The following is a 19,813-nucleotide window of genomic DNA, read 5'->3' as shown; positions in this document are numbered from 1 at the left end:
AAATCCCTGTAAAACATTGTAAACGAATTGTAAAACTCAGTTATCAAGCGTTTTTCAGGGGGAAATACACTACATCAGCAGCCCGATCTCTGTATTATTCCGACCGTAACGACTTCACGGGGTTCATCATTGCGGCCCTGATACTTTGATAGCTTACAGTCAGTAAGGCAATGCTCACAGCCAGCAAACCAGCCAGAACAAAGACCCACCCGTCAATACTGATTTTGTAGGCGAAATCCTGTAACCATTTATTCATAGCCCACCAGGCAATTGGGGAGGCAATGACGATTGAAATCAGCACTAATTTCAGAAAATCTTTAGAGAGTAATGTAACAATACTGGCTACCGATGCCCCAAGCACTTTTCGAACACCAATTTCTTTGGTCCGTTGCTCGGTGGTGTACGTAGCTAACCCGAATAGACCAAGACAGGAAACCACTACTGTTAGCAAAGCAAATCCATTGAACAGTGTCATCATCAGCTTGTCTTTCCGGTATTGAGCATCGAATGAAGCGTCTAAAAATGTGTAGTTAAAGGGGTAATTCGGGTAATGTTTCTGCCAGGTAGCCTGTATTAGTGGCAGGTGCTCCGGCTTCATTTTCAGCATTAAATTTGAGGGAGGAAATGTATTAAAAATCAGCACTAATGGCTCAATAGCCGTGTGAAGTGAACGATAGTTAAAATTTCTGACTACACCGATTACTTTGCCTTTATGCATGAAACCCTCCATCGATTGCCCAACGGCCTGCTTCCAGCCTGCCATTTTAACAAAAGCGTCATTGACCAGGAATGCACCATTCTTATCGGTTTCCAAAGCAGTCGATAAATTTCGCCCACTACCCAATTTAATGTTCAGCAATGGCAAAAACCGATCATCGATGAATAGATAATTACCCATTACTTCCCGTTTTTTTCCCGTCGTCTGAAACAACGTAGTCGCTTGTGGCAGCAGCGCATCCGGCTGAAGCCCTGATCCAAGCGATACGTCCTTAATTTCACTCCGTTGCCGTAAAGTAGTTGCGAATGCATAAGCTGAAGCTCTGGCCAGCGAATCGTCGGGAAGATGAACTGTCATAACCTGCTCTTTAATGAACCCTAAGCCAACGTGCTGCATATAATTCATCTGGTTGTGAGCGACCAGCACCCCGGCAATCATGCCCATTGCCAGCGTAAACTGGAAGACAGTGATGGTTTTGCGAAGCAAGCCCCCGCGCGCAAAACTGCCTGATCGTGTACTAAGCACAGCAGCCGTCTTATAATCCGACAATACGAAAGCAGGATACAGCCCGCCCAGTAACGTCGTACTTAGCAAAGCGATACCCGTCATCAGCAACCCATCACGCCATGATACGCCAAGCTGAATGTTCAGCAAATCATTAAAGAAAGGAATGATGACTACTAAAAAAACTATTGCCAAAACGACCGAAATGAAACTCAACAGGAATGATTCAAACAAAAACTGACCCACCAGCTGTCTGCGCAATGCGCCGTTTGCTTTCCGGATACCCACTTCCCTGGCCCGTCCGGTGGCTCGTGCGGTTAACAGATTGATATAATTCAGTATAGCAATGATCAGTACAAAAATGGCCAGAAACAGGAATATATACCCGTATTGCTTATTCCCTTTAGGCATATCGGCCATTTTTCCCTGGCTAAAATGCACATCCTTCAGGAACTCTGTCCGAAAAACAACCGAATAACCTGTAGCGCCGAGTTTCTTAAATTCCGGTTGAATGGAATTCCGGCTGATCAGATCTAATTTCTTGCCGAACGCTTTCAGATCAGGACGCTCCCGGAACAAAACGAATGTATAGACCGGAAAATCTTCACCTAACCAGGACGTCGACGTTGAAAAGTCCTTTGACAATATTGCATTGATTTTCATATCCGCGTTCGAAGGCAAATCGGCCATAACGCCAGTAATGCGATACATTTTTTTATTGCACCAGAATAATTCACCAACAACCCTAGTACGTCCTGCGTATTTATGGGCAAAGCTTTCTGTAACAACAGCCGTATTTGGCTCTACCAATGCTCGTGTCGAACTTCCCTCTACGAAGGGATAGGTGAACATAGAAAAGGCATTCTGATCGGCGTAATAAACATCAGGTTCATTCAGCAATTTAGTCCCATACCGTATTGTCGCCGAAAGCGGCTCAAACCGAACAGCCATTTCAACTTCAGGGTAGTCACGTGTCAATATATCAGCCAGTAAAATTGGGCTGGATGCTACCGACATAGGGGCATCGGGAGTGGTAAGATTTGTGGTAACACGAACAATGCGCTCGGCATTTTCGTGAAATCCATCGTAGGTAAACTCATGGTTTACGTACAGGAACATGAGCAGGCAAGCAGTCAAACCAACGGCCAGGCCACCCACATTAAGACTAGTGTAGAGTTTATTATGCCAGAGATTTCGGCATGCAATTTTGATGAATGAGCGAAGCATGATGGTGTTTTGAAAGAGATTGTGCCGAAATACTGAATCCTGATGAAACAATTACCGGACTAATCGGAACGTAATGATTTTACTGGATTCATCAGAGCCGCTTTCACACTCTGAAAACTGACGGTCAATAACGCAATGGCAATGGCCAGCAATCCGGCCAACACAAATACCCACCAGGCAATGTCGATCTTGTAGGCGAAATCCTGTAGCCACTGGTTCATGGCCCACCAGGCCACAGGCGAAGCCAGTACAATGGCGGTGAATATGAGCTTCAGGAAATCTTTGGAGAGCAGGGCTACAATACTGGCTACCGATGCACCCAGCACTTTGCGGATACCGATTTCTTTCGTGCGCTGCCCAACCGTGAATGCAACAAGACCGTATAACCCAAGCCCACAAATGACCATCGCCATCAACGCGAACGTATTGACAAGTTGCGATATGGTGGTTTCGGTTTCATAAAACTGAGCGAGTTGATCATTTAGGAATTCATAGTCAAAGACATCGGTTGGATACAGGCTTTGCCAGACTTGCCGAATATGAGCCAGGGTCTGAACCGATGATTGACCTGAAATTCGAATTCCAGCCTGCCGGTACATGGCAGGAAAAGAGGCTATAAAACAGGGCGCAATGGCTTCATGCAACGACTTTTGATGAAAATCTTTAACGACTCCCACAATGGGCAACGGCACCTGCGACAGATAATACTGCATTGGTTTACCGATGATATCCTGTGGGTTTCGAAAGCCAAGTTTATGGGCCAGGGTTTCATTAATAACATATTCCCGAATTGAGTCTCCTTCGCTAATATTTCGTCCGGCCACCAGTTGTAGATTGTATGCTTTCAGATAATCAGCATCAGCGAGCCGTTCCCGAACCGGAAACGTAACCCACTCGGTCCTACTGCCAAACCTGAATGACCCACCGTTCATTACGCCAGCTGATGGCGGTCGGTATTGCAAGGTTACTGCCTTGATATCGGGATACTGATTCAGTTTGTTTTTGAAGGCCTGCCACGTTTCTTTTCCGGAGTTAGGCAGATTGACGATCAATACATTGTCTTTTTGAAAGCCCAGGTCGGTTTGTTGAATGAAATTCATTTGTTTCATCACCACCAGTGACCCTACCAGCAAGATCTGACAAATGACAAACTGTAGAACGACCAATCCTTTCCGCAATGAATAACCACCCAGCGACGAAGCCATAAGTTTGCCCCGAAGGCTTGCCCAGGGGCTGAAACCCGACAGTACAAAAGCCGGGTAACCACCCGCCAGAAGCACCACAATGGCCATCAGCAGGCCGATGAACAACAGCATCGGTCCATTGGGATTGAGAGACAGCGAAATATGCACCCAATTACTGAATACCGGCAAACTTATAAATACCACCTGTAATGCCAGAATCGTGGCGATAACGACAATCAGGCTGGTTTCGAGCAGAAATTGCCGGGCCAGTTGAACTCTCGAACTACCCAGCGTTTTGCGGATACCCACTTCCTTGCTCCGCCGAAACGCCTGAGCCGTGGCCAGATTAACAAAATTAATGCAGGCAATGACGATCAAAAATAAACCAATCAGCCCCAATGACCCTAGCAATGAAAGTCGAATAACACCACCCACACGCTCTACATCAAAATGCACATCGGTCAGGGGCTGTATGTGAAAATGGAAAGCGTGGGCGACGTCGCCAAAGTGTTTTTTCGAGAGTATTGGGAAGGTAGTTTCGATTTTTCTGGCGGTGGCGGGATCAGCATCTTTCAGCGTACAGTACAGCCGGTTCGTGCTGCTCAACTGCCCCCACTCATTTACAGAAAACTCAGGGTCGAGCTGCCGAATGGTCGGCATGGAGATAAACAGGCCAATATTCGTATCTGTCGGATGAACGGGATCAGCGATAAGACCTTTAACGGTCGCGTTGACCTTGTGATCCAGCTCCATAACCTGACCCATAGGGTCGCTGTCTCCAAAGTAGCGTTTGGCCCATGACTCCGTTAAAACCACGCTATTCGGTTCGCGGAGGGCCGTTTTTGGATCACCTCCCAGCCACTGATAATCGAAAATCTGAAACAGTTCAGCTTCGACTATAGCCGTCCCCTCCTGTTCGAGATAGCGGTTAGGAGCCGTCTGACCGGGGCGGGTAACACTGACCGTTAATGACCGATTCATCCGCAAAAAAGCAGCCTGATCGACTTGAGGATAGTCGGTTCGCAACGTTTTCGACATAGGCAATGGGGCCTCGGGGTAGTGCTCAATCGAACCATCATCGAGGTGCAGATCCAAAACAATCCTGTATATACGGTCGAATTTTGTATGATGCCGGTCGGTGTTCAGGTGATGGTAAATGAACAAAAAGATGAGCAGTCCACCCGCCATGCCAACAGTAAGTCCAACAACATTGAGCAACGTGTAAGCACGCTGGGCGTTAAGGTTTCTGAAGGCGATTTTGAGGTAATTGCGGAACATAACTTTTTGGTTAAATTTGTTTATATAATTTAGCTTTTATGTATAAGCCAATTTTCCCCGAATATGCTCAGGTCAATGATGATATGAGTATTTATGGCCCCAAAGCGCATCAACGGGTCATTTCTAAACTCAATTCAGGCCTTGGTCCACTTTTCTATCGCGAACACTGTATCCAGCTTGAACCCCTACCTGAAACGATGCTCGATGAGGGACAAGCGAGTCCCGTTCCTGATTTGATATTATATGACAATACGGCTCGAACAACTCCAATAATCATTGAAGTTTGCCATACAGATGGGTTACGTAAAGACCTTAAAAAAGTGATCGCCCTGCTTGAAGCCGATGATTATGGTATACAGGAAGGATTCGTATACGACTACATAACAGCTCAATGGTATCGTTATTCTAAAGGAGACGGTGGGTTGACTCAGTCGACATCATTTTCGGAAGTCCTGCAATTAGATCTGAATCAATTTCTGTAACGTATTGCCGATGCGCAGTTGCTACTCGCTCCGCAAACTCTTCACCGGATTCACCAGCGCAGCCCGAACCGCCTGCACACTAACAACTACCCCAGTCAACAGGGCCAGTACACCAGTGACCATCAAAAATGGTGTCCACGACAGGTCGGTTCGGTAGGCAAAGTGTGCCAGCCAGTCAGTCAGGAAATAATGCACGAGCGGGAAAGCAATCAGACTCGCAACCAGCAGAATCAGTACGAATTCCTGCATGAACAAATTGACAATCCCTATCGTCGATGCCCCGAGCACTTTCCGAATACCAATCTCTTTGGTACGGCGGGTCACGTTCAGCGACACCAGCCCCAGCACACCTAATAACACAATGACCAATGCCAGTGTAGTGGCCAGTCTCGATGCTTTTTGTAGTTGCACTTCAGTCCTGTAAAGCTTCTGGAGCGTATCGTCCATGAACGAATACTCGAACGGAGCATCGGGAAACAGTCGCGCCCATTCCTGACCGATAGCGGCTACCGTTTCGGGCAAATGACCGGGCGCAAGTTTGAACGAAAAATATCGATAAATGGGATTCGCCCGTACGTGGAAGAAAATGATCGGATTGATGGTTTCGTGCAGTGAACCAAAATGAAAATCACGCAGAATACCCGCTACCCGACAGGTGTAACTACCACCCTGTAATCGAACCAGTTGCCCCATTGCGTTTGCCGGATTGGCCCAGCCAAGTGCTCGGGCTGCTGACTCATTCAGGATAACGCGTGTAGAGTCGTAGCCTTCGCCATTGGCATGAAAAAACTGTCCCTCCCGCATTTGTAGACCGTAGGTTTTCCCAAAGTGTTCATCGGTTGTCATGATGGTAACCACCGCTGCACTACTGCTGTCGCGGCCCTGCCGGAACAACCTGCCGCTACCACTGCTTTTCCCATCCGGAATTTCGAACGAAAAGCTCACATCGCTCACACCGGGTATGCGGGCCAGTTGATTTCTGACTCCTTCCATACGCTGCACACCAACGGGCGACCAATCGCGTGGTACTGACGCCACCGTCATCACGGCCTCTTTTTGATAGCCTAACTCTTTAGTAAAAAAATACGCTACCTGCCTCCCAATAACTAAAGCCCCCACGAAAACACAGATAGCAACCGTAAACTGAAAGACAATCAATGCCCGGCGAAATCCGATTCCCTTCTGAACAGAGGCTACAAGCTTCCCTTTTAGTGACTCGACCGAGGGCAGGCCCGACAACACAAAGGCCGGATAGCTACCCGCCAGCAGGCTAATCAATAAAACCAGCCCCAATAAGGCTGCGAACGAGGCTATCGGCCAATCGACCAGCGACAGTATTGGCCTTCCTAAAAGGTTGGCAAACATAGTGCGGAAGAGTTCATGACAGCCCAATGCCAGAAATGTAGCTCCGGTGGTCAATAATAAGGCTTCAGCCAGGAATTGGCTAATGATCTGTTTTTTCAGTCCACCCAACACCTTCCGAACGCCAATTTCGCGTAGGCGCGTTGCCGACATGCCTATCGTAATATTGACGAAGTTGACTACGGCCATCAGCAGAATAAATACGGCAATGATCGTCAGGGCCAGTACCATCTTTTCGACTAAGCCGTTCTGCGCTTTCAGGTAATAGGTTTCCAGCGGGCTGAGATAAGCCTGTAAATTTTCTCTGAAACCCGGTGGTGCATAGGAAGCCAGACACTGCGCAATTGGTTGCGTTAACCTGTCGGCTGTAACACCCGGTTGTAGTTCCAGATAAGTCGGGATATACTGATTCTGCCAGGAGCGCATACTCGCTTCCACCGTGAAATAGCCCACATTGCGCATCGGAATAAAAATCTGGTCCGGCAATTCAACCAGGTTCGTGACGCTATTCTTTGGCAGGTTTTCCAGCACACCCGTAACCGTAAAGATCTGCTTCCCTCTTGCGGGTGTTTGTACGGTTAGCTGTTGCTGAAGCACATCGGTTTTGCCAAAATACTTTTGGGCAAGGGCCGCCGTAATGACAATAGAATTGGGTTCAAGAAGAGCCGTTTTGGGATTACCCTGTATCATCGGAAAACCAAACATCGACAGCAGCGTCGAATCGCCGATTTCAATGGCTTCCCGAAAGTGTTTCTGCCCATTCGAGACGATGGCCGTTACGCCGTAGTAGCGGTAATAATTGGCAATCAGGTTGGGGTATAACTGTTTGAGCGTCGGGCCAAGTGGTGCCAGCGTCGTGAGGTCGAGGCCCATGTTTTCCTCCTTCCAGCGGCTTTGCACTACATACTGCTGACCAGAATTCCGGAGAGTTTTATTGACGGCTAATTCACCCTGAATATAGTTACCAATGAGCAGCAAAAATGTAATCCCAACTGTCAGACCAATTAGCGTTACGAGCGCGTAAAGCCGCCGTCGGAGGAGATTCCGAAACGCAATTTTGAGATAGTTCTTAACCATATTGCCGTACATTATTTTGTAGCGGCAAGGTACATACAAAGCTCTTGGTCAGCCTGTTAAAAAAAGTTAAGGTTTCTGAGCTGCCCGGTCGGGCAGCTCAGCCTTATTCACTACGCAGACTTTTCACCGGGTTCATCAACGCGGCTTTAATACTTTGAAAACTAACGGTTAACAAGGCAATGCCAATGGCCAATACTCCTGCCAGGGCAAACATCCACCATTCGATATCAATCTTGTAGGCAAAGTCTTTTAGCCACTGGCTCATGGCATACCAGGCCAGTGGCGAGGCAATGACAATGGCTACCAGCACCAGTTTCAGGAAGTCTTTGGAGAGTAAACCAATGATGCTGCCCACCGAAGCGCCTAATACCTTCCGAACGCCAATTTCTTTCGTACGCTGTTCGGCCATGAATGCGGCAAGACCGAACAGACCCAGGCAGGCAATCAATATAGCCAATGCAGCAAACGTTAACGCAATCGTACCCACGCGCTGTTCGGCCCGGTACATATCATCGAAACTTGCATCCATGAACTGGTAGCTGAACGGTTGATCAGGAGCGATTTGCTTCCACTTCGCTTCAATTTGCTTCATCAACACCGGCACATTGGCGCTACTCAGCCGAAACGAAGCGGCTCCTGAATTGGAATCGAGCACCAGCGATAAGGCACCGATGTTACGCCGGAGCGATTCGAAGTGAAAATTTTTGACAACGCCAATAATCGTGAACGTTTTTCGGGTTTTGCCCTGGCTATCGTCAAAGCGCCAGACGCGCTTACCGATGGGGTCTTTAAACCCTAAAACGTTCACAGCTGCCTGATTGAGAATAATACCCGATGAATCGGAACCGAAGTCCCGTGAAAAATCGCGGCCATTAACCAGTTGGATCCCCAGCGTTTTCACATAATCGTAATCAACTCCCCAGTTTTGCATACTAACGCCTTTATTCATATCAGCCTGACCCTCGGCGAAATAGGCATTATCATTACGGCTCGAGGGAGTTGGCAGATAGCCGGAAATGCTTCCACTCACGACACCCGGCAAACGAAGTACTTCCTGCTTAAACGTTTCCGCTTGCTTGCCCATCGAATAGACGCCATGAACAGTCATGACCTGATCGCGGTTGAAACCCACGTTTTTTGTCTGTATGTAGGTGATCTGACGATACACGATAATTGTCCCCACAATGAGTACTACCGACATCATAAACTGAAATACCACCAGGCCACTCCGCAATCCAACACTCTTGAAGCTGACATTAATTTTGCCTTTCAGGACAGTAATTGGCTGAAAGGAGGATAGGAATAAGGCGGGATAGCTACCTGCCAGTAATCCGACCACAATTGGCAGGGAAATCAGTAAAGGCAGATAATACGGTGAAACCAACTGGTTCAGGCTCATTTCTTTGGCTGCAATGGTATTGAAGCCCGGCAATGCTACAGCCACCAGGATCAATGCCAGCATCATGGCCAGTACCGTCGTCAGAATTGATTCGGTCATAAACTGCCCAACAAGCTGTTGCCGTTCTGACCCCATTACTTTCCGCACACCTACTTCTTTTGCTCGATTCGCCGAGCGAGCCGTCGCCAGGTTCATGAAGTTGATGCAGGCAATAATCAGAATGAACAAGGCTACTGCCGAGAAGATATACACATATTGGATGTCGCCGTTGGGCGCCAGTTCGATTTGTTGTTTGGAGTGTAGGTGAATATCGGTAAGCGGAATGAGCCAGAACCCCATTTGATTACCCGCTTTCCGGAACTGTTCCATGGTAGTACCGATAATCTGTAAGGCCTGCGGACCAGCGTATTTTTCAATAATCGTATCGAAATTTTTGGCAAATGCGACCGGATCAGTTCCTGGTTTCAGCAAAATATAGGTATAGTGATTATTACTGAGCCATTGCCCCCACGTATAATCATCGTTGAGCATACTCAGGAAGAAGTTGCTATGGAAGTGCGAATTTTTGGGCATATCCTGCATCACGCCCGATACGGTAAAGGTCCTGTTACCATCGAACAACATTGGCTGGCCCATAGGATTGCGGTTGCCAAAGTGACGCTTAGCCGCCGACTCGCTAATAACTACCTTATTAGGCTCAGCCAAAGCCCGTTTCGGATCACCCGACAGCAGAGGCAACGTGAATACGTCAAACAGCGTTGAATCCGCAAAGGTGATATTATCTTCGCGCAGATTCGTCGGTTCGCCGACCCGCTTCACCGACCATGTTCCGCGATCATGCAGACGCACGAACTGCTCGACCTGCGGATAATCTTTTTTAAGGGTTGGGCCTACCGGATCAGGTGAAACCGCAAAGTGCATGTCATTGCCTCCGAATTTGATATCGGACTGAACGCGGTAGATACGGTCAGCTTTCGCGTTGTAGCGATCATAGCTCAGCTCGTCCAGGACATAGAGCATGATGAGCATACAGCAGGCCAGACCAACTGCCAGCCCGAAGATGTTGATGAATGTAAAGCCTCGCTGTTTCTGAAGTGTCCGCCAGGCGATTTTGAGATAGTTCGTAAGCATAGTTTTGAAGATTTTTGTCGAATTGTAACTACGTTGCAGCTCGACACAGAGTCAATTAATAACAGTTTTTCCTTCTGAAATCGATTTTATCATAGCCTCCACATTAGCCCTATTCAATGAATCAGGAGCCTGTGGTAAGGCCGCCCGCAAATAGGGCAGGGCATCTTTCGATTTACCAATAGCGATCAGTGCCCGGCTCATCCCCATATTGGTCGTAAACTGATTCGGATTTTTGTCGTAATTGGTTTTAAAAACTGCGTAAGCCTCCTGATCGCGTTTCTGGGAAAGCAGGGTACGCCCATACTGATGAAGTTCGTTCATCGTACCCATCGGCAACGCTTCTTTCATCAAAATAGACGCTTCGTCGGGTTTAGCAAGGGCGGTAAGTAAGGCGGCTTTCGTGCTAAGCGTCTGAAAATTCTTTTGCCCAATATACCGCGCATTTATAGCCTGATCAGCCCACATCATGCCCTGTTTCAGATCATGGCTCGTCGTCAGACAGTATGTAGCAGCCTGCACCAGTGATTCCCAGGTGAAACCCGGCTTCGAAAGCAGTTCCCGCCGGAATGATGCCATTTGCTGGCCAACCATATCGACACTCACCGTGAATGGAATCATCCGTTTCTCCCAGCTCAGAGCAACTGCAGCCGAACTATCCGTCTGGTTGACGAACGAATACGTCAGCAATTCCACCGACCGGTCGAGTGCCTGGTTTTTCACTGTCACGCGCAGGACGTCCAAAGCCGGGTCGTAGTAATAGCTTCCCCAGGATACGGCTATTCTGGAAAATATTACGGTGGTTTCCTGTTCGCCAAGGTTCATAAACAGCCCATATGTACCGGCAGCCAGTGGTTTTCCTTCAACGCGTACATCCTCCGAAAAGGTAATCGTTGTGGTTTCATTGGCTCCGGCCCGCCACGGAGCCGCCTGACCAGGCCCGTACCCAAGATCCTGAAAGCCATAGTGGGCAATGGGTGTTCCCCAGATTTTCCCTTCGCGGCCCTTCACACCGGGTCGGTCGTAATGAATGGTTACAGTCGTCAAACCAATCTGTTCCGAGACTGACGCTTTTTTATTACCACCAATTGGGGGTGTAGTCAGTTGAGCCCAGCTTGCGAGTGAGCCATGCAGGAGAACAATAAAAAGTAATGTGTTACGCATGGTTTTGCCAGAAGTAGCCCCAAGCATACTAACATCAAATGTCGCACCGCAAAGATAACAAGCTGTCTATTAGCACAATAATTCAGAACTCAGTCAATCAAACGTCCGATTTCGGACAATAGGCGGACAGAAATAGAGTCTTAGGCGGTTTGCCTGCGGTTTAGTGAAGACCGGTTTATTCCATTTCGGAATAGCTTGAATAAAACGAACCTTGAAGATTCGCGGTATGTATGGTTACCACTGGAGGTCAGGCCGGAGAAAGTTAACATTTGGTGGCAGCCCGAATCATTGACAAAATTTTAAACGTTGTCAACGATTCCAGGCTGGCCGAATCTGTTTCAAAATTATTCGGAACGTAACGATTTGACTGGGTTCATCAGGGCCGCTTTTACGCTCTGGAAACTGACTGTCAGCAAGGCAATGAGCAAAACCAATACGAATGGCATCACAAATAACCACCACTGAATATCTGTACGGAAAGCATAGCTCTGGAGCCACTGACTAACCGCATACCAGGCTAATGGCGTTGCAACAACAAAAGCAATCAGAATCAGCACCGCAAATTCCTGGTAAAGCATTTGCACAATCTCACCCACCGACGCACCCAGCACTTTACGAATGCCAATCTCTTTTGTACGTTGTGCCGTTGTAAATGAAGCCAGACCAAACAGACCCAGACAGGCGACCAGAATAGCTAAGCCGGTAAACAAACCAAACACCTGCCCAAATCGCTGGTCAGCACGGTACTGTTCGTTAAAGCGTTCGTCCAGAAACGAATATTCAAACGGATTACCGGGGAAAAAGTGATTCCATTCCGTGCGTATAACATCAACCGTGTTATCGAGTTGTCCGGATGCGAGCTTGATGGAGAAATACCCCCGCACATCGGGAATCAGGCGCAGGATAAGCGGTTCGTAGGCATCCCGCAATGACTGCTGATGGAAATTGTCGGTAACCCCAACCAACGTAAATGTTTCACCCCAGAATTCGATCTGTTTGCCAATGGCCTGATCGGGCTGATCGAACCCAAGCTGTTTGGCGGCCATTTTATTGAAAATGAGCGCCTTGGGATCACTTCCGAACTCTTTGGCAAAGTTGCGCCCAGCCAGTAGTTTCAGATCGAATGTTTTTAGAAAATCGTAGTCAATACCAATGACCCGATATTGCTTGCTTTTACTTTCGTCGGTGCCTTTTAATCGAATGCCGCCAGCGTTCCAGTCTGAAGCCTGGCCAGGCACCACCGTAGAGGCTGCAATGGAACGGACACCCGGCCGGCGTAGCAGTTCTTCCTTAAACGCCAGCATCTGCCGCATGAACGTCGAGTCTGTTTTAATAATCGGCGGATTGATTACCAGCGTTTGCTCGATGTTCAGGCCGAGGCTTTGTGCCCGCATGAACTGAATCTGGCTGAATACGGCCAGTGTACCCACCAGCAGGAATAAGGAAGCCGCAAACTGAAACACAACCAGCGACTTACGCAAAACAATGCCCTGCCGCGAGGTGCTTACCTTACCTTTCAGAACCGATACGGGTTTAAATCCTGACAGGACAAACGCTGGGTATAAACCCGAAAGAAACGCCCCTACCACAAAAAGCCCGAGCAAAGGCAACCAGAACATGCGGCTCCCTAACAGCGAAAATGACAGTTGCTGGCCTGACAACTCACTAAATATGGGCAACGACCCGACAACGATAAGCAGAGCCAGCCCAACTGCCAGCCCATTCAGCAAAACAGACTCCGTCATAAATTGCCGAATGAGCTGTCCGCGCAACGAACCGACGGCTTTCCGTACGCCCACTTCTTTGGCCCGGTTGATCGCACGCGCAGTGGCCAGGTTGATGTAATTGACCCAGGCAATGACGACAATAAAGAACGCAATGGCCAGCAACAGATACACGGTTTTGCCATCGCCATTGGGCTCAGCTTCTTCCATGAAATGCGAGTACAGATGAATATCCCGCAGCGGTTGAAGCGTGTATATTGCATCGGCGTCGTATTTTTTTAGCTCAGCGCCGATTGTCTTCTGAATATAGGGCACAAACTTAGCTTCGAGCGCTTTCGGGCTGGCATCTGAACGCAGCAGCAGGTACGATAACGCGCCATCCCACATCCAGGCATTATCGGGATTATTGTCTTTCCCCATCTCCTTAATGAAGGTTAGATGTGGAATCAGTAAATCGGCGTGCAGGTGGGTATTGGCAGGCATGTCCCGATAAACACCCGTTACTTTGACGGCCTGCTGCTGGTTGATGCGGATCGTCTTGCCCATTGGGTTTTCACTCCCGAACAGACGCCTGGCTACTGATTCGGAAAGAACGACGGTATTGGGTTCGGCCAGGGCTGTGGTTGCATTCCCAGCCAGCAACGGATACGAAAAAATCTTAAAGAACGACTCACTGGCCACGAACACCCGCTCGACCTTCAGGCTTTTTTCGCCGTAATCAGCGATGAGCGCCCGACGTTTCAGCACTTTTACATAATCTTCGACTTCACCGAAATTGGCTTTAAACGAATTACCGGCGGCCTGTGCCCCGCCTACCCATTGCGTGCTGAGTTTGCCTTTGTCGTACCGATCCTGCCGAACGCGATAGATACGGTCGCCTTTAGCATGAAAATTATCAAAGCTTAACTCAAACGTAACGTATTGCAGAATGAGTACGCAGGCAGCGATGCCAATGGCCAGCCCCAGAATGTTGATGGCCGAAAAGGCTTTGTTACGGGTAAGATTCCGCCAGGCGATTTTGATGTAATTTCGTAGCATCGGGTAGTGGGTTCAGAAACTGCAGTGAGGTATAGCATGCACGGTTACTGCTCCATGCCATTTGCGCGATAAAGACGCAGCAGAATTCAGAAAGCTGCTTAGGCTGACAAAAAAAGCGTGGTCGGTCCGTCGTCATGACAAGAAATAAGCGACCTCGTACCACGCTTTTGCACTGTCTTCTCTCCTATTCCGTTCGAAGTGATTTGGCCGGATTCGTTAAAGCCGCTTTTAGCGACTCGTAACCCACCGTTAAGACCGTAATAACGATCACCAGCCCGAAGGTTAGCGCAAATATCCACCAGCCGAATTGAATGTGATACACATAGCCCCGAAGCCAGCCATTCATCAGTAACCAGCCAATGGGAGCCGCCAGGACAAATCCAATTAACAGTAACCGGCCAAATTCACGGCCAAACAGCCAGAGCAGTTCATTTATACTAGCCCCCAGCACTTTTCGTACACCAATTTCCTTCGTTTTTGCCTCGGCCATAAACGCGACTAAACCATACAGACCAAGGCATCCAATGAGAATGGCAATGAGCGAAAACACCTGCGCTAAGCCTAACAGGATTCGTTCAGTAAGGTAAAACTGATTCAACAGATCATCGACAAAATCGGCTTTGAAGACATGCTCAGGAAACAGCTCATTCCAGTTATCTTCAACGGCTTTCACGGTAGCGGTGAGATTGGCAGGATTCAGTTTCAGGGCCGCGACGTGGTTTTCTCGATAATAATTCAGGATGGTTGCCGGCGGAATAGCTTCCCGCAATTCGCTCAGATGAAAATCATTGACGACGCCAACAACAGTTTTCGTACCGCCCCAAATCTTGATCTGCTTCCCCAGCACCTCAGCGGGAGAACGAAGTCCCAGTTGTTTTATCATCGTTTCATTGACCAACGCTTCGCTATTGGTTGTGTCGTTATTCATAAAATTCCGGCCAGCCAGCAGCTTAATACCAAACAGCGGAACGAAATCTTTATCGCCAACCTTAACAGCTGTTGGAAATTTCTCCGGTTCGGTGTGGGTATCGAAGGTGAATGGAACCGGAATTCGGCGGTATGAAGCGGGTGGTTCGGCAGCCAGCGCCACCTGGTCAACACCCGCAATTTGCCGCAACTGATTTCGCAGCACGTCCTGTTTCAGCGGGTTACTGGTCGGAACGGGTATAGTCAAGATAGCTTCTTTACGGAAACCCATATCCGTTTGCTGCATATGCCGCACCTGCGCCATCATGACAACGACCCCAATAATGAACAGTTGGGTAATGAAAAACTGCATCACAACCAGCCCGCGCCGAACCGATACGCTTCCAACCTGTTTTGCGGTCAGTTGTCCGTAACCCGCCCGCAGGGCCGCCACCGGATTGAAACGGGCCATCACCAGTGCAGGATAAAAGCCAGCCAGCAGAATCACACCCACCAGCAGGCTCCCAAACCAACGGATCGAATCCGGCTTAAACACATCAAAAATCGATAGATCCGTTTTCAACACGGCCAATGCGTTGTTCAGCATCGGCAGGCAGAAATAGGCCAGCACCAACGCCAGCACAACAGCCAGCAGCGTCACAAGCGTTGTTTCAGTCATAAACTGCCCGATCAGCTGCCTGCGTGAACTACCCATCACTTTCCGAACACCCACTTCTTTCGACCGTTTCAGGGCATGAGCGGTGGCGATGTTGATGAAATTGATGCAAGCCGCCATCACCAGAAACAGGCCGACGATAATCAGTGCGTAGAGAATAGGCCGGGGTGCCTGCCCTCCGTACATTGGATTATGGTTCAGATCGTCGAGCGTTAGGGCATGAAAGTCCAGTTTCTTTGCCTCCACCGTGTTCAGGTATTTCTGCCGGATCGTTGGAAATACGCTTGTCAGCCGATCAACAGGCGTTCCTTCGCGAAGGGTTACAAAACAAAGCGTTGAAACGCCTTCCCAGTTCTGCATTGCCTGCTTTCCACGATCGCCAATCAGCGCCGGAATAGTCGCGTATGAGATGAATACATCGTAGCGCAGTTTGGTATTAGATGGAAGGTTTTTAACCAGTCCCGTAACCGTCAGATTCGTCTGGTTATCAAAGCGTACCGTCTTGCCAATTGGATCTGCCGTACCAAAATATTTTTCGGCGTATCGTTCCGATAACACCACCGTATTCGGGGCTGACAAGGCCGTTGCAGGATTGCCGCTCACCCATTTCGTATCGAACACATCGAAAAATTGCGGCTCTGTAAAACACAGGTTACGCGACTCCTCAAACTTTTTAGCGTAACCGCCCTTGCCATCAGGTATGCTGATGATGCGGCCGAACATGTTTTCGAGCCGGACAGCGTTCTCCACAAAAGGTACATCCCGACGCAAAACCTCCCCTAATGGGCGTGGTGTAGCATCCGTGGGAACGACATTATCTTGTCGGATGTCGGTAACGATCCAGAAGGTACGGTCAGCTTTGGCATGGTACCGATCGAAACTGAACATATAACTGACCAGCAGAAAAATGACGATACCACAGGCCAGACCTATGGATAAGCCGGCGATACTGATGGCACTGACTTTGCGGTTGCGCCAGAGGTTGCGCAGGGAAATTTTCAGATAATTCCGAACCATATTCGCTTAGCTAGTAAAGGATTGAGAATAGACGTTTCAATTCGTTTACTGTAAGAGATTATTTTATCGAATTATCCATATCAGCCGCAATAAACCAGCGATTATTTTTACCCTGACGCAATGCCAGAATAAATTTTCCAACATCAGCGCCCTTCTCCTGGTAGCGGTAAGCGCCAATGATATACCCGACAGTACCCGATTGTGCAAACGACAGCGTACGCAGGTAAAGTGGCCCGCCCGCGCCCCGATATGCCTGCTGGAGGCCAGCGTGACCACGTACGGGCGGGCGTTGTGGCTGCATGACAAACCCATCGGGAACGAATAAGGCAACCAACGCTTTTGTATCCTTTGCCTTCCAGGCTCGTTCATAATCACGCAGAACGCGATCGATTTCGGGCGGCAGTGTCACCGATGGTAACTGATCGGCATTAACGCTGGCTGGCCCCGATGACTGTGCCAACAGAGGATTCATACCAGCGATGAAGACAAGGACTAACAGCAGGAATTTCATAGCTATTCGGCTCTGAGGCTCTTGACCGGATTCATCAAGGCGGCTTTAATGCTCTGGAAGCTGACCGTCAGCAATGCAATTCCGACAGCCAGTAAACCCGCCAACGCAAAGACCCACCAGTCAATGTCGATGCGATAGGCAAAATCTCGCAGCCACTGGCTCATGGCATACCAGGCAATCGGTGAAGCCAGGACAATAGCAATCAGCACCAGTTTCAGGAAATCTTTGGAGAGTAGTCCTACGATGCTAAACACCGAGGCTCCAAGCACTTTCCGAACGCCAATTTCTTTCGTGCGTTGCGCCGTTGTGTAGGCCGATAAACCAAACAAGCCAAGACAGGCCAGAAAGATGGATAGAAAAGCAAAGACACTGAAGATTCGGCCGGTACGCGTTTCGGCCACATAAAGCTTATTGAACTCTTCGTCCATAAATTCGTAGGAAAACGGGCGATCGGGTATCAATGATCTCCATTTACGTTCCAGAAACTGAAGGGTATTGGGCAACTGGCTACCCGATAGTTTAACGAGCAATACTTCACCGCCCATTTCCGGAAACAGAATTAATGGACCAATTTTCTGTTTCATGGAAGCAAAGTGAAAATCAGCGACAACGGCTTTGATTTCGCCCTTCCGATTGCCACCCATGTCAATTTTCTGGCCAATGGCTTGCTGGGGTGTCCAGCCTAGTTCTTTTACGGCTGATTCGTTTGGGATAAAATGATAGTAATTCAGACTATCGCCGTCGGGATGCATGGCCTGTTCCACATCCGTTTGCGTTAAATCCCGACCCGCAACCAGCTGTAATCCAACGGTTTTTATGAAATCTTCATCGATCTGTAAGCCAGCGACCATTTTGTAGTTTGCATCGGGTCTATTAGCCCGGCGCATTCCATAGCCACCATTGATAAACACCGGCGATTCAGAAGCCATGGAAACCTGCTGCACATCAGCACTTTGCCGGAACTCGCTTTTCAGGGATCGTATTTTTTCCTTAACCTGCTTATCGACGGGCAGCATCAGTACATGGTCTTTGCTATAGCCTAGTTTTTTCTTCTGAATAAACGTCAACTGGTTCCGAACCAGTAGCGTACTGATGATCAGGAAAGCCGTAATGGCAAACTGAAACACAATCAATGCCTTACGGAACTGGCCCGCTCCGGCGGTTTTCAGGTGACCTTTCAGCACACGGATTGGCTGAAACCGTGCCAGAACCAGCGCCGGGTAGCCACCGGCAATCAGGCTCACCACGACGCCCACACCCAGTAACAACAGAAGATTTTCGGGCTTGAACCAGACTTCCACCGAAAATTGCCGGTCCGACAGTGTGTTGAATAAGGGGAGCGTCAGACTGGCCATTAGCAACGCCATCACCAGAGCAATTGATGTTACAATGACTGATTCGCCAATGAATTGCCCAAACAGTTGCCGCTGCATAGCGCCCATCACTTTGCGAACGCCAACTTCCTGTGCTCTTTCTACGGCACGAGAGGTTGCCAGATTAACGTAATTGACACAGGCAATCAGCAAAATCAGTAAGGCAATCGACCCAAAAATATAGATGTAAGTCAGATCACCATTGGGTTCAAAACTGCCTTCCACATCGGAGTATAAATGCACCCGACGGAGCGGTTCGAGATTGTAGGTCAGGTAATTACTGCCCGACATTTCCTCCTTACTAAACTGCGTTTTCATAAAGCCCGGAACTTTTGCCTGTAAATAGGCAATGTCTCCGGGTTTACGAAGCAATAAATACGTCGCGTAATTCGCCGAGTACCACTCTTCCGACTTAGCCGCGGGAAGTGTCATAAACGAAGTCAGCAAATCGTATTTGATCTGCGAATTGGCGGGGCAATCGTTCACAACACCCGTTACGGAATAATCCCGAAACGAGCCCCCCGTATTAATGCGAAGATTTTTGCCTACCGGATTCTCCGTACCGAAATATTTCCGGGCCGTTGTTTCCGACAACACCACCAGATTTGGTCCGGCCAGCGCGGTTTGCGGATTTCCTTTAATTAAGCGAAATGAAAACAGGTTGAAAAACGCAGAATCGGCAAATACAATTCGTTTTTCGCTGAATTGCTGGTCGCCATTACTCACAATACCGTCCCGATTAATAAGCCGGACACCCGATTCTATTTCCGGAAATTGGCGCCCAAATTCAGGGGCGACTTTCGTGCCCGTTTGCGGTATTTTAGCCGTATGGCCTTCCATACTATATTCCATCGTTACCCGTGCAATCCGGTCCGCTTTCTGCTGGAAATCGTCATAGCTTAGTTCGTGGGTAATATACATGAACAGTAGCAGACAGGAAGCGAGTCCTACCGACAACCCAATGACATTGATACCGGAGAATGTTTTGTTTCTCCACAAGTTCCGAACGGCAATTTTCAGGTAGTTTCGTAGCATACTAATTGGG

Annotated in this window: 10 protein-coding genes; 1 reads left to right on the top strand and 9 read right to left on the bottom strand. The window is 48.6% G+C overall.

Going from position 1 to position 19,813, the window contains the following annotated elements:
* Positions 1-94: 94 nt before the first annotated feature.
* Both G8759_RS09775 and G8759_RS09770 read right to left on the bottom strand, forming a co-directional pair.
* Positions 95-2,449, bottom strand: a complete 2,355-nt coding sequence (locus tag G8759_RS09775; protein WP_167207441.1) for an ABC transporter permease — start codon at positions 2,447-2,449, stop codon at positions 95-97.
* A gap of 59 nt (positions 2,450-2,508) precedes the next feature.
* Entirely contained in the window at positions 2,509-4,911 is a 2,403-nt protein-coding gene (locus tag G8759_RS09770; RefSeq protein ID WP_167207439.1) for an ABC transporter permease, read from the bottom strand.
* Between the two features lie 38 nt (positions 4,912-4,949).
* Between G8759_RS09770 and G8759_RS09765 the strand changes: the two genes are divergently transcribed.
* Positions 4,950-5,393, top strand: coding sequence for a hypothetical protein (locus G8759_RS09765; protein WP_167207437.1), 444 nt, complete (start codon positions 4,950-4,952; stop codon positions 5,391-5,393).
* Between the two features lie 21 nt (positions 5,394-5,414).
* On the opposite strand, the gene G8759_RS09760 is transcribed toward G8759_RS09765, so the two are convergent.
* The 7 genes from G8759_RS09760 to G8759_RS09730 all read right to left on the bottom strand — a co-directional run bounded on the left by G8759_RS09760 (position 5,415) and on the right by G8759_RS09730 (position 19,803).
* The gene (locus tag G8759_RS09760) at positions 5,415-7,832 is read right to left on the bottom strand and encodes an ABC transporter permease (RefSeq protein WP_167207435.1); all 2,418 of its coding nucleotides are present in this window, start codon (positions 7,830-7,832) and stop codon (positions 5,415-5,417) included.
* Between the two features lie 103 nt (positions 7,833-7,935).
* A complete protein-coding gene (locus tag G8759_RS09755; RefSeq protein ID WP_167207433.1) occupies positions 7,936-10,362 on the bottom strand; it encodes an ABC transporter permease in 2,427 nt (808 codons plus the stop codon).
* Positions 10,363-10,413: 51 nt separating this feature from the next.
* Entirely contained in the window at positions 10,414-11,523 is a 1,110-nt protein-coding gene (locus G8759_RS09750) for a DUF2911 domain-containing protein (protein WP_167207431.1), read from the bottom strand.
* A 344-nt stretch (positions 11,524-11,867) separates the two neighbouring features.
* Positions 11,868-14,285: an ABC transporter permease gene (locus G8759_RS09745; RefSeq protein WP_167207429.1), complete on the bottom strand. Its 2,418-nt coding sequence runs from the start codon at positions 14,283-14,285 to the stop codon at positions 11,868-11,870.
* Positions 14,286-14,469: 184 nt separating this feature from the next.
* Positions 14,470-16,884, bottom strand: a complete 2,415-nt coding sequence (locus G8759_RS09740) for an ABC transporter permease (RefSeq protein WP_167207427.1) — start codon at positions 16,882-16,884, stop codon at positions 14,470-14,472.
* A gap of 58 nt (positions 16,885-16,942) precedes the next feature.
* Positions 16,943-17,395: a YybH family protein gene (locus tag G8759_RS09735; RefSeq protein WP_167207425.1), complete on the bottom strand. Its 453-nt coding sequence runs from the start codon at positions 17,393-17,395 to the stop codon at positions 16,943-16,945.
* Positions 17,396-17,397: 2 nt separating this feature from the next.
* Positions 17,398-19,803 carry an ABC transporter permease gene (locus tag G8759_RS09730; RefSeq protein WP_167207423.1) on the bottom strand — a complete coding sequence of 802 codons (2,406 nt, stop codon included), beginning with the start codon at positions 19,801-19,803 and terminating at the stop codon, positions 17,398-17,400.
* Positions 19,804-19,813 lie beyond the last annotated feature (10 nt).

Origin of the sequence: Spirosoma aureum (assembly GCF_011604685.1) — a bacterium.
GTDB classification, from domain to species: Bacteria; Bacteroidota; Bacteroidia; order Cytophagales; family Spirosomataceae; genus Spirosoma; species Spirosoma aureum.
The sequence above is the reverse complement of the archived record's forward strand: the minus strand, read 5'-3'. Positions and strand labels throughout refer to the sequence as shown.